The 12,106-nt window shown below is 60.2% G+C and carries 12 protein-coding genes; 8 read left to right on the top strand and 4 right to left on the bottom strand.

What is annotated here, in order from left to right; all coding sequences use genetic code 11:
• Positions 1 to 61 precede the first annotated feature (61 nt).
• From GCN74_RS25595 to cysS, 3 genes are read right to left on the bottom strand one after another with little or no spacing between them, the layout of a single operon-like run.
• Positions 62 to 1,036, bottom strand: a complete 975-nt coding sequence (locus GCN74_RS25595; protein ID WP_065308858.1) for an acetyl-CoA carboxylase carboxyltransferase subunit alpha — start codon at positions 1,034 to 1,036, stop codon at positions 62 to 64.
• A gap of 54 nt (positions 1,037 to 1,090) precedes the next feature.
• Entirely contained in the window at positions 1,091 to 1,804 is a 714-nt protein-coding gene (locus GCN74_RS25590) for a DNA-3-methyladenine glycosylase family protein (protein ID WP_413541562.1), read from the bottom strand.
• A complete protein-coding gene (cysS, locus tag GCN74_RS25585; RefSeq protein WP_152259270.1) occupies positions 1,801 to 3,198 on the bottom strand; it encodes a cysteine--tRNA ligase in 1,398 nt (465 codons plus the stop codon). The genes GCN74_RS25590 and cysS overlap by 4 nt, the downstream gene beginning before the upstream one ends.
• 278 nt (positions 3,199 to 3,476) lie before the next feature.
• Between cysS and GCN74_RS25580 the strand changes: the two genes are divergently transcribed.
• From GCN74_RS25580 to GCN74_RS25565, 4 genes are all read left to right on the top strand, one after another.
• Complete coding sequence (locus GCN74_RS25580) at positions 3,477 to 4,115, top strand: peptidylprolyl isomerase (RefSeq protein ID WP_152259269.1); 639 nt, start codon at positions 3,477 to 3,479, stop codon at positions 4,113 to 4,115.
• A gap of 83 nt (positions 4,116 to 4,198) precedes the next feature.
• On the top strand, positions 4,199 to 4,690 hold the full coding sequence (locus GCN74_RS25575) for a peptidylprolyl isomerase (RefSeq protein WP_152259268.1): 492 nt from the start codon (positions 4,199 to 4,201) through the stop codon (positions 4,688 to 4,690).
• Between the two features lie 86 nt (positions 4,691 to 4,776).
• Complete coding sequence (locus GCN74_RS25570) at positions 4,777 to 5,532, top strand: UDP-2,3-diacylglucosamine diphosphatase (protein WP_152259280.1); 756 nt, start codon at positions 4,777 to 4,779, stop codon at positions 5,530 to 5,532.
• Between the two features lie 69 nt (positions 5,533 to 5,601).
• Complete coding sequence (locus tag GCN74_RS25565) at positions 5,602 to 6,345, top strand: DUF72 domain-containing protein (protein WP_152259267.1); 744 nt, start codon at positions 5,602 to 5,604, stop codon at positions 6,343 to 6,345.
• On the opposite strand, the gene GCN74_RS25560 is transcribed toward GCN74_RS25565, so the two are convergent.
• On the bottom strand, positions 6,342 to 8,600 hold the full coding sequence (locus GCN74_RS25560; RefSeq protein WP_152259266.1) for a hypothetical protein: 2,259 nt from the start codon (positions 8,598 to 8,600) through the stop codon (positions 6,342 to 6,344). The genes GCN74_RS25565 and GCN74_RS25560 overlap by 4 nt on opposite strands.
• 213 nt (positions 8,601 to 8,813) lie before the next feature.
• Between GCN74_RS25560 and GCN74_RS25555 the strand changes: the two genes are divergently transcribed.
• From GCN74_RS25555 to GCN74_RS25540, 4 genes are all read left to right on the top strand, one after another.
• Positions 8,814 to 9,194, top strand: a complete 381-nt coding sequence (locus tag GCN74_RS25555) for a GntR family transcriptional regulator (protein WP_152259265.1) — start codon at positions 8,814 to 8,816, stop codon at positions 9,192 to 9,194.
• Complete coding sequence (locus GCN74_RS25550; RefSeq protein ID WP_152259264.1) at positions 9,191 to 10,063, top strand: ABC transporter ATP-binding protein; 873 nt, start codon at positions 9,191 to 9,193, stop codon at positions 10,061 to 10,063. The genes GCN74_RS25555 and GCN74_RS25550 overlap by 4 nt, the downstream gene beginning before the upstream one ends.
• Positions 10,060 to 11,058, top strand: coding sequence for a hypothetical protein (locus GCN74_RS25545; protein ID WP_152259263.1), 999 nt, complete (start codon positions 10,060 to 10,062; stop codon positions 11,056 to 11,058). The genes GCN74_RS25550 and GCN74_RS25545 overlap by 4 nt, the downstream gene beginning before the upstream one ends.
• Before the next feature lie 761 nt (positions 11,059 to 11,819).
• On the top strand, positions 11,820 to 12,106 hold a 287-nt coding region (locus GCN74_RS25540; RefSeq protein ID WP_193317260.1), incomplete at its 3' end, for a hypothetical protein.

Genomic DNA, 12,106 nt, shown 5'->3' with positions numbered 1-12,106 from the left:
AAAAAGCCGGGGTCAGACCCTGAGGGTCTGACCCCAGACTCTGCCGTTGGGTTGAAATAAATTACTCGCTCGGCGTGGTTTCCTTGAACTTGCCGTAGCTCAGCAGCTTCTCGTGGCGCGCGGCCAGCAGGTCCTTGGTTTTCATGCCGTGGAACTGGCGCAGGGTGTCGGCCAGCGCGCGTTTCAGCAAGGTCGCCATCTGTTTCGGATCGCGGTGGGCGCCGCCCAGCGGTTCGTTGATGATCTTGTCGATCAGGCCCATGGCTTTCAGGCGGTGCGCCGTCAAGCCCAGCGCTTCGGCCGCGTCGGCGGCGCGCTCGGCGCTCTTCCACAGGATGGAGGCGCAGCCTTCGGGCGAAATCACGGCGTAGGTCGAGTATTGCAGCATCAGCACGGCATCGCCCACGGCAATGGCCAGCGCGCCGCCGGAACCGCCTTCACCGATGATGGTGGCGATCAGCGGCACTTTCAGCTCCGCCATCACGTACAGGTTGTGGCCGATCGCTTCCGACTGGCCGCGCTCTTCCGCATCGATGCCGGGGAAGGCGCCTGGCGTATCGACGAAGGTGAAGATGGGCAAGTTGAACTTTTCAGCCACTTTCATCAGGCGCATGGCCTTGCGGTAGCCTTCCGGTTTCGGCATGCCGAAATTGCGCATGGCGCGCTCTTTCGTGTCGCGGCCCTTCTGATGGCCGATGACCATGCACGGCTGGCCGTTGAAGCGGGCCAGGCCGCCCACGACGGACAGGTCGTCCGCGTAGCTGCGGTCGCCATGCAATTCGTGGAAATCGGTAAAGATTTCATTCACGTAATCCATGGTGTAGGGGCGCTGCGGGTGGCGCGCGATCTGCGCCACTTGCCAAGGTGTCAGCTTGGCGTAGATATCCTTGGTCAGCTGCTGGCTCTTCTTGGCCAGGCGGTCGATCTCTTCCGAGATGTCGACGGCCGAATCGTCTTGCACGAAGCGCAACTCTTCGATCTTGGAATCGAGTTCCGCGATCGGCTGTTCAAAATTGAGGAAAGTCGTTTTAGTCATTGTACCTCCAGGTTTTACCGGCCACGGCGCCAGGGCGCGCGGCATTATCTATGTTTATTTTACCGTACCGGCTGGTGCGCCGGGGGCTGCATCGGGTGCGGCAGGGGCGGCTGCAGGGTCGAGACTGCGCCACAAATACCACGTCGCCACGGTGCGCCACGGTTCCCAGTTGGCGGAAACTTCGCGCGCATCGCTGCGGGAAACAGGTTCGCCGGAGAAATAGTTGACGCTGATGCCCTGGATCAAACCGGGGTCGTCGAGCGGCAAGACATTCGGTCGCAGCAAATTAAATATCAGAAACATCTCGGCTGTCCAGCGCCCGATGCCGCGGATCTGCACCAGTTCGGCGATGACGGCTTCATCATCCATCTGGTCCCACTGGCTCGCATGCACGCGCTTGGCCTTGAAATGGTCGGCCAGGTCGAGGATGTATTCGGTCTTGCGTTTGGACAAGCCGCAGGCGGCCAGTTGCTCGGCACCCGCCTTCAACACTTGCGCCGGCGTGCATTTCGGGCAAGCCAGCAGCAGCTTTTTCCAGGCAGCATCGGCCGCCTTGGGCGTGATCTGCTGGCCCACCAGCGAACGGGCCAGGGTGGTAAACGGGTCGCTGTGGCCGACCAGGTGCAGGTCGCCAAATTGCGGGATGAGCTTTTTCATGATGCGGTCGCGCTTCATCAGCTCGATCTTCGCCTCTTCCCAGTAGTGCGGCACCTGGATCACCTGCGCCGCTACCGGCGCTTCCCCGTTTTCCCTGGACGTTGGCATCATGCGCGGCGCCAGTTGGTCGAGCCGTCAGGCTTGTCTTCGAGAATGATGCCTGCCGCCAGCAGTTCAGCGCGGATCTTGTCGGACTGGGCAAAGTCGCGCGCCTTTTTCGCCGCGCTGCGCGCCGCGATGGCCGCTTCGATGCCGGCTGCCTCGTCCTGGCCGCCGGCGACGGCGCCGACGGTCGCTTGCAGGAATTGCTGCGGCGTACGCTCCAGCAAGCCGAATACGCTTGCCAGGCCCTTCAGTTGACGCGCCAGCGCCGGCGACTTGCTCTTGTTGACTTCCGTCGCCAGGTCGAACAGGGCGGCCACGGCCAGCGGCGTGTTGAAATCGTCGTCCATGGCTTCGCGCACGCGCACGGCGTGCGCCTCGCTCCAGTCGATGCCGCCCTCTTCCACTGCCACGTCGGCCAGCGCCGTGTACAGGCGCGTCAGGGACAGGCGCGCGTCATCGAGGTGCACGTCCGAGTAATTCAGGGGGCTGCGGTAGTGCGCGCGCAGGATGAAGAAGCGGATCACTTCGGCATCGAACTTTTGCAGCACTTCGCGGATCGTGAAGAAGTTGCCGAGCGACTTGGACATTTTTTCATTGTCCAGGCGCACGAAGCCGTTATGGATCCAGTAATTGACGCTGGTATGGCCGAACGCGCCTTCGGATTGGGCGATCTCGTTTTCGTGGTGCGGGAATTGCAAGTCCGCGCCGCCGCCATGGATGTCGAACTGTTCGCCGAGCAGGGCGCAGGACATGGCCGAGCACTCGATATGCCAGCCCGGACGGCCCTTGCCCCACTTCGAATCCCATTTGACTTCTTCCGGCTCCGACTCCTTCGACGACTTCCACAGCACGAAGTCGAGCGGATCGCGCTTGCCCGTGTTGACGTCGACACGCTCGCCCGCGCGCAGGTCGTCGAGCGACTTGCCCGACAGCTTGCCGTAGTGGGGGAAATTGCGCACGGCGTAATTCACATCGCCGTCAAGACCCTGGTAGGCCAGGTCCTTCGCTTCCAGCTGCTCGATCAGGCTCAGCATCTGCGGCACGTATTCGGTGGCGCGCGGCGTGTGGTCGGGCGTCAAGATGCCCAGCGCGGCCGTGTCTTCATCCATGTAGCGGGTGAAACGCGTCGTCAGCTGCGAAATCGTCTCGCCGTTTTCCACGGCGCGGCGGATGATCTTGTCGTCGATATCCGTAATGTTGCGCACATAGGTGACGTCGAAACCGGACGCCTTCAGCCAGCGGTAGATGACATCGAACGCCATCATCATGCGCGCATGGCCGATATGGCAATAATCGTAGATGGTCATGCCGCAGACGTACATGCGAACCTTGCCCGCTTCCATCGGGACGAATACCTGCTTCTCGCGAGCCAGGGTGTTGTAAATCTTTAGATTGCTCATCGTACTTTGCAAGTGGAGCGGCCGCCAGCCTGGCAAAACGACAGACAGGCGCGGACACCGGGGGTGCCGCGCCACTGAACTGCCGTGTGCGCCGAGACTGTACGACCCGCTATATTGTTGTTCTTGTTTGTTAGAATTGGGGCGTTAGCGGTCAAGTATAACATTGATAAAAACCATACTGGCCCGATATGAATCAGGTTTTTACGATGTTCAACCGAATTTTCACTTATTTACAATTAAAGCAAGTTTAGAGAAAAATAACGATCAAGGACGCCTTCATGCAAGAAATCAAATCGAAACGCCTGTCTTTCCTGGCCCGCTTCTGCACCCTGTTTGCCGGCCTGACCCTGGGCAGCGCCGTCGTGGCGGCAACGCCTGCCGCTCCATCGGCCGCCCCCGATCCCACGCCGCACGTGGCCCTGAAAACGAATATGGGCGAGATCGTGCTGGAACTGGACCAGGAAAAAGCCCCCCTCAGCGTGGCCAATTTCTTGCAATACGTCAAAAGCGGCTATTACAAGGGCACCGTGTTTCACCGCGTCATCGACGGCTTCATGATACAGGGCGGCGGCTTCGACAAGAACATGAAACAGAAAGCCACCAAGGCGCCGATCAAGAATGAAGCACAGAACGGCTTGCAAAACGTCACCTACAGCATCGCCATGGCGCGCACGGGCGACCCGCATTCTGCCACGTCGCAATTCTTTATCAACGTCAACAACAACGGTGCGCTCGACTACCCTGGCCGCGACGGCTTCGGCTACACGGTGTTCGGCAAGGTCGTCAGCGGCATGGACGTGGTCGACAAGATCAAGGCCGTGCCCGTCGCGGACAAGGGACCGCACCAGAACGTGCCCGTCACCCCCGTGGTGATCGAATCGGCGACTTTACTCAAGGCGGCGCCCGCAAAACTGTAAAATAGCGTTTTTGCGGTCTCCGCATGCCGCCGTGGCATGCCACGGCCCAAATCAACTTTTCATCCAATTTATTAAGGATCATCATGACCTCCGTCATCATCACCACCAATCTGGGCAAGATCACCGCTGAACTGGACGCCGACAAAGCGCCGAAAACGGTTGCCAACTTCCTCGCCTACATGAAAGCCGGCCACTACGACAACACGATCTTCCACCGCGTCATCGACGGCTTCATGATCCAGGGCGGCGGTTTCGAGCCAGGCATGAAACAAAAGCCGGCCGACACCACCGTGGAAAACGAAGCCAAGAACGGCCTGAAAAACGACACCTACACCCTGGCTATGGCCCGCACGTCGGACCCGCACTCGGCATCGGCCCAGTTCTTCATCAACATCCAGAACAACAGCTTCCTCGACTATCCAGGCCAGGACGGCTGGGGCTACGCCGTGTTCGGTAAAGTGACGGACGGCAAAGAAGTCGTCGACGCCATCCGCGCCGTGAAAACCTCGCGCGCCGGCATGTTCGCCGATGTGCCGGTGACCGACGTCATCATCGAGAAGGTAGAAGCCGCTTAATTCGGCTCTGGCACCATGAATAACAGGCATTGCAGCGTTTGCGCCTCTCCATGTACATCATTTTTTGGGAGCGTTGAACGATGACAATGCCTGCCGCACTCTTTATTTCCGACCTGCATCTGCAGAGCTCGCACCCGCGCACCAGCGCGGCGTTTCTTTCTTTCCTGGAACACCATGCGCAATATGCGCAAGCGCTGTATCTGTTAGGCGACCTGTTCGAATACTGGGCCGGCGACGATGACCTGGAAGACCCGTTCAATGCGCGCATGACGGCCGCCATCCGCGCCGTCAGCGATGCGGGCGTGCACGTCTACTGGATCGCCGGCAACCGCGACTTTCTCGTCGGCTCCGGCTTTGCGGCCGCCGCCGGCGCCACCCTGCTCAGCGAACCGCACGTGGCCACGATTGCCGGCCGGCGCATCGTCTTGCTGCATGGCGACGCCGAATGCACGAAAGACGTCAAATACATGGAGTTTCGCGCCATGGTGCGCCAGCCCGCCTGGCAGAAACAGTTCCTGTCCATGCCGCTGGCGCAGCGCAAGGCCATCATCGACGGTTTGCGTCAGAGCAGCCGCGAGCACAATGGCGAGAAAGCCATGGACATCATGGATGTCACGCCTGATGCCGTCGCGCAAGTGTTTGCCGAACATGCGAGCACCGTGATGATCCACGGCCATACGCACCGCCCTGCCCTGCATAAAGTCGACAATACCTTGCGCTATGTCCTGCCCGACTGGGAATGCGACGTGACGGCGCCCGAACGGCCGCGCGGCGGCTGGATCGCCATCGATGCGCGCGGCAACATCACGCGCCACGACTTGAACGGCGACATCATCGACTAGGCGCGCACCGACCGCGCCACGGGCGTTTGTCCGATAGCCGCGCCCGCCTGGTTTTGCTGTAATGGCAGCATGCATACCCGTTACATCGGCACGGCCGGCTGGAGCATTTCCAGCGCCGCCGCCAGCCGCTTCCCCCTCGATGGCAGCCATCTGCAGCGCTATGCACGCGTCTTGCCCTGCGTGGAAATCAACAGCGCGTTCTACCGCCCGCACCAGAGCGCCACCTATGCGCGCTGGGCCGCCAGCACTCCCGACCACTTCCGCTTCAGCGTGAAATCGCCACGCAGCATCACGCACGCACGGCGCTTGCGCGACGGCGGGGCGGAACTGGATCGCTTTGCGGGGGAAGTATTACAACTTGGGAATAAACTGGGCTGCGTGCTGGTGCAGCTGCCGCCCAGCCTGCGTTTCGAGGCGGACGTGGCCGCCGCATTTTTCAGTGATCTGCGCCAGCGCTTCGACGGCATGCTCGCTTACGAGGCGCACCACCCAAGCTGGTTCGCGGCGGAGGCCACCGAACTATTGACAGCGCAGCGCATCATCCGCGTGCGCGCCGATCCGCCAGCCGGCCAGCCGGGGCCGCACGTGCCGACCACGGAGGCCGCCTACGTGCGCCTGCACGGCAGCCCGTGGATTTACTACTCGGACTATCCTGCCGACTACCTGGCGGCCCTGGCCGATGAATTGGCCGCACGGGCGCCAGCGGACAGCTGGTGCATCTTCGACAATACGGCGGCGGGCGCCGCCCTGTGCAATGCGCTGGACTTGCAGGCGCGGCTGATGGACTGGCCAGCCACGCAACTGCGCACCTAGGGCAAGGGCGCCTGGATCAGGGCCTGGGCGGTAAAGCCATAGAGCACGCCGTTGCCGATGGCGAAAGTGCTCAGTACAGGAGAACCCCAGCCCAGTTGCAGCGTAGAAATGACACCGGCAGTGTCGATTCTGCGTATCGCACCCTGGCTTCCCGTGTATAGCTTATCGTTGGCGTCTATCATCAGCGGAAAATAGTCGGATGATGATAGACTTCCCGTTCCAGGCGGCCCATCCTTGCCTCCACGCTGCAAGGGAGTGCCGGCAAAGTGACTGACATCCCCATTCTGCGCAACCTTGAAGATCACATGATGCTGGACGTCTTCAAAGTAAAGCGCTCCATGGCGGTCGACGGCCAGGCTGGCGGCTGAAATATAGTCACGCGTGCCAGTCTTGCCATTCAATGCCTTCATGGCATTTTCGTACGGCACAAACAAGGAAAACTCGCCTCCTGGCGCGCGCCGATAGATGCCGTCGCCTGCATTATTCACCCAATAAACATTATCTTGCTGATCGACCGCCAGCGCGAAGCGCGTGCCATACGAAACCGGCAATTCCGCAATACTGGATACCTCACCCTGTTTGTTGATCTTGCGTAAAACAAGCCTTGGCATGCCATGGTATTGATCAGCAAAGTACAGGTTGCCTTCCCTGTCAAATGCCATGGCCACCGGCCCCTGCAGGGTCGCCGTTCCGCGCACGCCATTGACGCTGCCGCCCTGGCCCGCCATCCCCGCAAAGATACTGACCGTGCCATCAGGCGTCACGCGACGTATGACCTTGTTGACATCATCGGCCAGGTAAACATTCCCCGCCACATCCGCCACGACGGCTCTCGCGTAGCCCAACGTCAGGCGCGCCGCAGCGCCAACGCCATCGACGAGGCCGATATGTCCAGGCAAGGCTGGCAAGGTCGACAGCTTGCCAGCCTGGTCCAGCCTGCGCAGCATATGCCGGCCAAGGTCATACACCACCATGGCGCCGGACGGTTCCAGCACCATTTCACTGAGCTGCTGGAAGCCTGCGTCCTGGCCGTTCGCATCGAACACGCCAGCACCGAGCAAGGTCGTCACCCTGCCGTCCGCCTGCACTTTGCGGATACTGGCGCCATCGACCAGCAACAACTCGCCATCGCGATTGAAGCGCATGCCGCGAATGCGAAAAAAGCTGGCAGCGCCACCGATACCGTCAACAGATCCCGCCTGCGAGCGGTTTCCCGCCACCTTGACCGCAATACCATTCTGGATGCGGAAGACATAAGTTCCTGTGATGTCACTAAAGTACACGTTACCGGCAGGATCGATCGCCAACCGGCCCACGCGCTGAAAGTCGCTGTGCACTTCCGGCATGGGGGCATACGTCCAAGGCAGCGTACTGACCACCCCACTTGCGGTGACACGGCGTATGGCGTTCTTGTGGGTATCCACCAACAGCACATCGCCATTCGCGTCCGCGATCAGGCTGCCAGGCAAACCAAAGCGGGCTTGCGCCCCCTGCCCATCCACATACGCTGAAGCCGCTTCAAGATCATCGGTTTCGCAACTGCTGCGCCGCTGGCCGGCAACCGTGCTGACCACGCCCGCCGGCGTGATCTTGCGCAGAACGGCGTGGCAATAATCGCTCAGAAAAATGTTCGCCTGACGGTCGATGGCCAGACGGGTCCCGGCGGTAAAGGAAAGGGTGGCACCAGACACTGGACCGTCATCGCCCCCCTCCTTGCCCATCACGCCCGCATACACGCTCAAGGTGCCGTCAGTTCCCAGTTTATGGATGACGTGATTGCCCGCATCGGCGATATAGTAATTCCCAGCGGCATCGCCGACCATACCTGCCACCAGCTGGATCTTCTCCTGCACCCCTGCCAGTACCACAGGCAGGCAGCGCACGGTCAAGGCGCTGACATCCGCATTGCCCATCGTCGCCGTGCCATGCGCGATGCTGCAGCCCAAGCCTGCGGAGGTACTGTCGACCTTGCCGTCATAACTGGCGCCCGCCGCCAGCTTGCCGGCGAAACTGAATGCACCGTTGGCCGTGACGGTCACTTTATCCGTGCCGTTCATCAGGACGACACTGGCGCCAGGCAACAGACCGCTGACCGTGCCGCCCAGCAGGTAGCGCGGCGTGTCGACAGGCGGCACGGGCGGCGTGGCCGTGCCGCCGCCACAGGCGCTCAATATCACCAGCAAGACAGCGCCACAGCCGGCGCGTCTGAACAGGTTGGACAACTCGTCATATCGATTGATCATTGCTGCTTTCATGTGAATGGCGATGATTTTCGCCAGAAGCTATCAAGTAATTTTTCAAACACGCAACATTATAGTTTCCACATGATTAGAAAAGCATCGAACTGTTGACATTTACATTCTCACTGTTATAGTTAACTACAACACCAACCCAATACACCACGGAGCTTCGATGCCTACAGCACTTTTTATGCGCCGCCCCGCCCCGCCCTTGTCGGAGCGCATCCCATGAGCGCGGAATGGAACGACAATAGCCCCATCTACCGCCAGCTCAAGGCCAGGGTGGTGGGCATGATGCTCGATGGCGTGCTGCAGTCCGGCGACGCCTTGCCTTCGGTGCGCCAGGTGGCGGCCGATTATCAATTGAATCCCATCACGGTCTCGCGCGCCTACCAGGAACTGGTCGACGACGCCCTGGTGGAAAAACGCAGAGGACTCGGTATGTATGTCTTGGATGGCGCCCGCGACAAGTTGCTGGCCAGTGAACGCGAGCGCTTCATGCGCGAAGAATGGCCTGCGATGCTGGAACGCATCACGCAACTGGGCCTGAACCTCGATCAACTGCTGCAGGCGAGCCGCGACGGCGGCGCACACGGAGAGAGCGCATGAATGCTTTGAACAAGGACAGCGTCATCAGCGCGCGCGGCCTGCGCAAGCAGTACGGCAAGCAGGTGGCCATCGACGGCATCAGCTTCGATATCGCGCCGGGGCGCATCGTCGGCTTGATCGGACCTAACGGTTCCGGCAAGACCACCACCCTGAAAGCCATCCTGGGCCTGACGGGCTTCGACGGCGACCTGTCGGTGCTGGGGCGCGATCCCCGCGTGCAGCGCGATGCGCTGATGGACGACGTCTGCTTCATCGCCGACGTGGCCATCCTGCCGGGCTGGCTGCGCGTGCGCGACGCCATCGATTTTGTTGCCGGCGTGCATCCACGCTTCGACCGCAGCAAGGCCGAACGCTATCTGGCCCACACCAAGCTGGCGCCGGCGATGAAGGTCAAGGCCATGTCGAAAGGCATGGTAGTGCAGCTGCACCTGGCGCTGGTGATGGCCATCGACGCCAGGCTGCTGGTGCTCGACGAGCCGACCCTGGGCCTCGACATCCTGTACCGCAAGCAGTTCTACCAGAACCTGCTGGAAGACTATTTCGATGAAAACAAGACCATCGTCATCACCACGCACCAGATCGAGGAAGTGGAGCACATCCTCAGCGACCTGATGTTCATTCGCGACGGCAAGATCGTGCTGGCCTCGACCATGGAAGAGGTGGGCGAGCGCTATATCGAGGTGATGGTGGGCCCGCAGCACGTCAATCCGGCGCGCGCCCTGCAGCCCATCAGCGAACGCAGCGTATTCGGCAAGTCCGTGATGCTGTTCGACGGCGTCGCCCGCACCCAGCTGGCCGCCCTGGGCGAAATACGCACACCCAGCCTGGCTGACCTGTTTGTCGCGACCATGAAAGGATCGTACCAATGAGTATTTCCCCTGCAAACAAGCTGCAATGGCTGCTCCGGCGCGAACTGTGGGAACACAAGGGCATGCTGGGGACCCCGGCCCTCGTCGGCATCGTCATGACGGTGCTGGGTTCCCTGATGGCGGCGGCGACCGTCGCCAGGACCAAGATGCACACGGCGCTCATCGTCAATGGCGAGGAAGTGTCCTGGAGCGCCATCTTCAACACGCGCACCTTCGGCCCGCGCCGCACGGAAATCATCGACGCCGTCGCCAACAACTACACGTACGCGGCCGCGCCGCTGTTCCTGGCGCTGGGCTTCCTCGTGTTTTTCTATTGCCTGAGCGCCCTGCATGACGACCGCCGCGACCGCAGCGTGCTGTTCTGGAAATCGCTGCCCATCTCGGACGCGCAGACGGTGCTGTCGAAAGCGGCCATCGCCCTGCTGGTCGCGCCGCTGATCGTGGCGGCCGCCGCCAGCCTCACTTCGCTGGCGCTGGTCCTCATCCTGAGCGGCGTGCTGGCGGTCAACGGCATCCACGTGTTTGCCGAGCTGCTCGCCTCCCCGGGCCTGTACCTGGGACCGCTGCGCGTGTTCGGCTTGCTGCCCGTGTATTGCCTGTGGGCCTTGCCGACGGTGGGCTGGCTGCTGATGGTTTCGAGCTGGGCCAGGTCGAAAGTCTTCCTGTGGGCCGTCGGCCTGCCCCTGCTGCTGCTCATCCTGACAGTCTGGGCCGGCAAGCTGACACAGACAGAAAGCGACGTCAGCTGGATACAGATGCATGTCATCGGACGCGCGCTGCTGGGCACCCTTCCCGGCAGCTGGTACCTGTTCGAACCGGGACTGCTGCCGCACGCGCGCGCCCTGGCCGAAGGAGGGTCGCACATGACGCGCATCGATGTGTTCAGCAATTCCTGGTCCAGCCTGGCCTTGCCAGCCGCCTGGCTGGGGGCGGCGGCCGGCGGGGCGATGCTCTACGCCGCCATCCGCCTGCGCCGCTGGCGCGAGGAAGGCTGACAGCGCCATCCCACTCCCCTCCGAAAAAACGCCCCGCCCGCCGGGGCGTTTTTCATTTCTGCTCCGTTGTGCCGCCGAAAATAATAACTACCGTACTGATAGTGATTATTAAAAAGTCCCATCGTCAAATAAAGACTATTCATTCGATAGTATTAATTAGATATAAAAATTACAAATAATTATTCCTATCGTATTTTATTACCAATCAAATTTGATAATCATCGGACAAAAAAGCAACAACTAGCAAGTCGATAGCGAGACGATTTTTGAGATGAAAGGTGCAGAAATGCTGGCGCATGGAAGCGGATTCATCCGCAAAGTCCCGTTTCGTGACAATCCGTGATTATTCACTTGCGCAAAGCTTGACAGAATGGAGTCATGAAAAATGATCAAAATGAAATTGAAAGTTTCAAAATTGAAACTACCATCAGAGTGAGGACAGCTGAGGACTCCCCGTAAAGATGCCATCCTTCCAGTGTGTATCGCAAAGCAAGCCAGTTACGGGAGAAACAAAATACGAGAAATAAGCGCCATGCAAAACAAATGCAAAATTAGCATTTTCTATATCAAGAATGAAGCGCTCTTTTGCGCCAGCGATTTTTTTCCAATTATGTTTTACTTGCCACTATCAACATCGGCAATACCAGAGTTCGACCACGGCCCAAGCCACGCCGGAGTAAACAAGGAAACGAATTACATTATTGATTTTTTAATATCTTAAAAAATTAAACGAATATCCAACCTCTTCCGGAGACTTTAAAATGGCCACCACCCAAAATCCAGCACAAGTTCCCGTCAATGCCGAAGGCGTTGGCGCCAGGACCGCGACGCCCGCAAAAAAAGCCGCCAACCCGAAAAACGGCGACCGCAAGCAGTATGACGAAGATGAACTGGTACAAGGGGCCGATACCAGCCAAAGCATGCCGCCTGAAAATGTCGTCGAAGTCACGGGAAGCGCCGATACGGGCAACGCCGGCGCCCTGGGCGCGGCGGCCGCAGTAGCGGCAGCCGCCGCGGCAGCCGGTGGCGGTGGCAGCGGCGCAGCAGC

The organism is Janthinobacterium sp. FT14W, from assembly GCF_009208755.1.
GTDB lineage: Bacteria > Pseudomonadota > Gammaproteobacteria > Burkholderiales > Burkholderiaceae_D > Janthinobacterium > Janthinobacterium violaceinigrum.
Note: the sequence above shows the minus strand (reverse complement) of the source record. Positions and strands in the feature narration are given on the sequence as shown.

Coding starts and splice junctions, on each gene's coding strand:
- GCN74_RS25595 (WP_065308858.1), bottom strand. CDS start 1,036: ATGACTAAAACGACTTTCCTCAATTTTGAACAGCCGATCGCGGAACTC.
- GCN74_RS25590 (WP_413541562.1), bottom strand. CDS start 1,804: ATGATGCCAACGTCCAGGGAAAACGGGGAAGCGCCGGTAGCGGCGCAG.
- cysS (WP_152259270.1), bottom strand. CDS start 3,198: ATGAGCAATCTAAAGATTTACAACACCCTGGCTCGCGAGAAGCAGGTA.
- GCN74_RS25580 (WP_152259269.1), top strand. CDS start 3,477: ATGCAAGAAATCAAATCGAAACGCCTGTCTTTCCTGGCCCGCTTCTGC.
- GCN74_RS25575 (WP_152259268.1), top strand. CDS start 4,199: ATGACCTCCGTCATCATCACCACCAATCTGGGCAAGATCACCGCTGAA.
- GCN74_RS25570 (WP_152259280.1), top strand. CDS start 4,777: ATGCCTGCCGCACTCTTTATTTCCGACCTGCATCTGCAGAGCTCGCAC.
- GCN74_RS25565 (WP_152259267.1), top strand. CDS start 5,602: ATGCATACCCGTTACATCGGCACGGCCGGCTGGAGCATTTCCAGCGCC.
- GCN74_RS25560 (WP_152259266.1), bottom strand. CDS start 8,600: ATGAAAGCAGCAATGATCAATCGATATGACGAGTTGTCCAACCTGTTC.
- GCN74_RS25555 (WP_152259265.1), top strand. CDS start 8,814: ATGAGCGCGGAATGGAACGACAATAGCCCCATCTACCGCCAGCTCAAG.
- GCN74_RS25550 (WP_152259264.1), top strand. CDS start 9,191: ATGAATGCTTTGAACAAGGACAGCGTCATCAGCGCGCGCGGCCTGCGC.
- GCN74_RS25545 (WP_152259263.1), top strand. CDS start 10,060: ATGAGTATTTCCCCTGCAAACAAGCTGCAATGGCTGCTCCGGCGCGAA.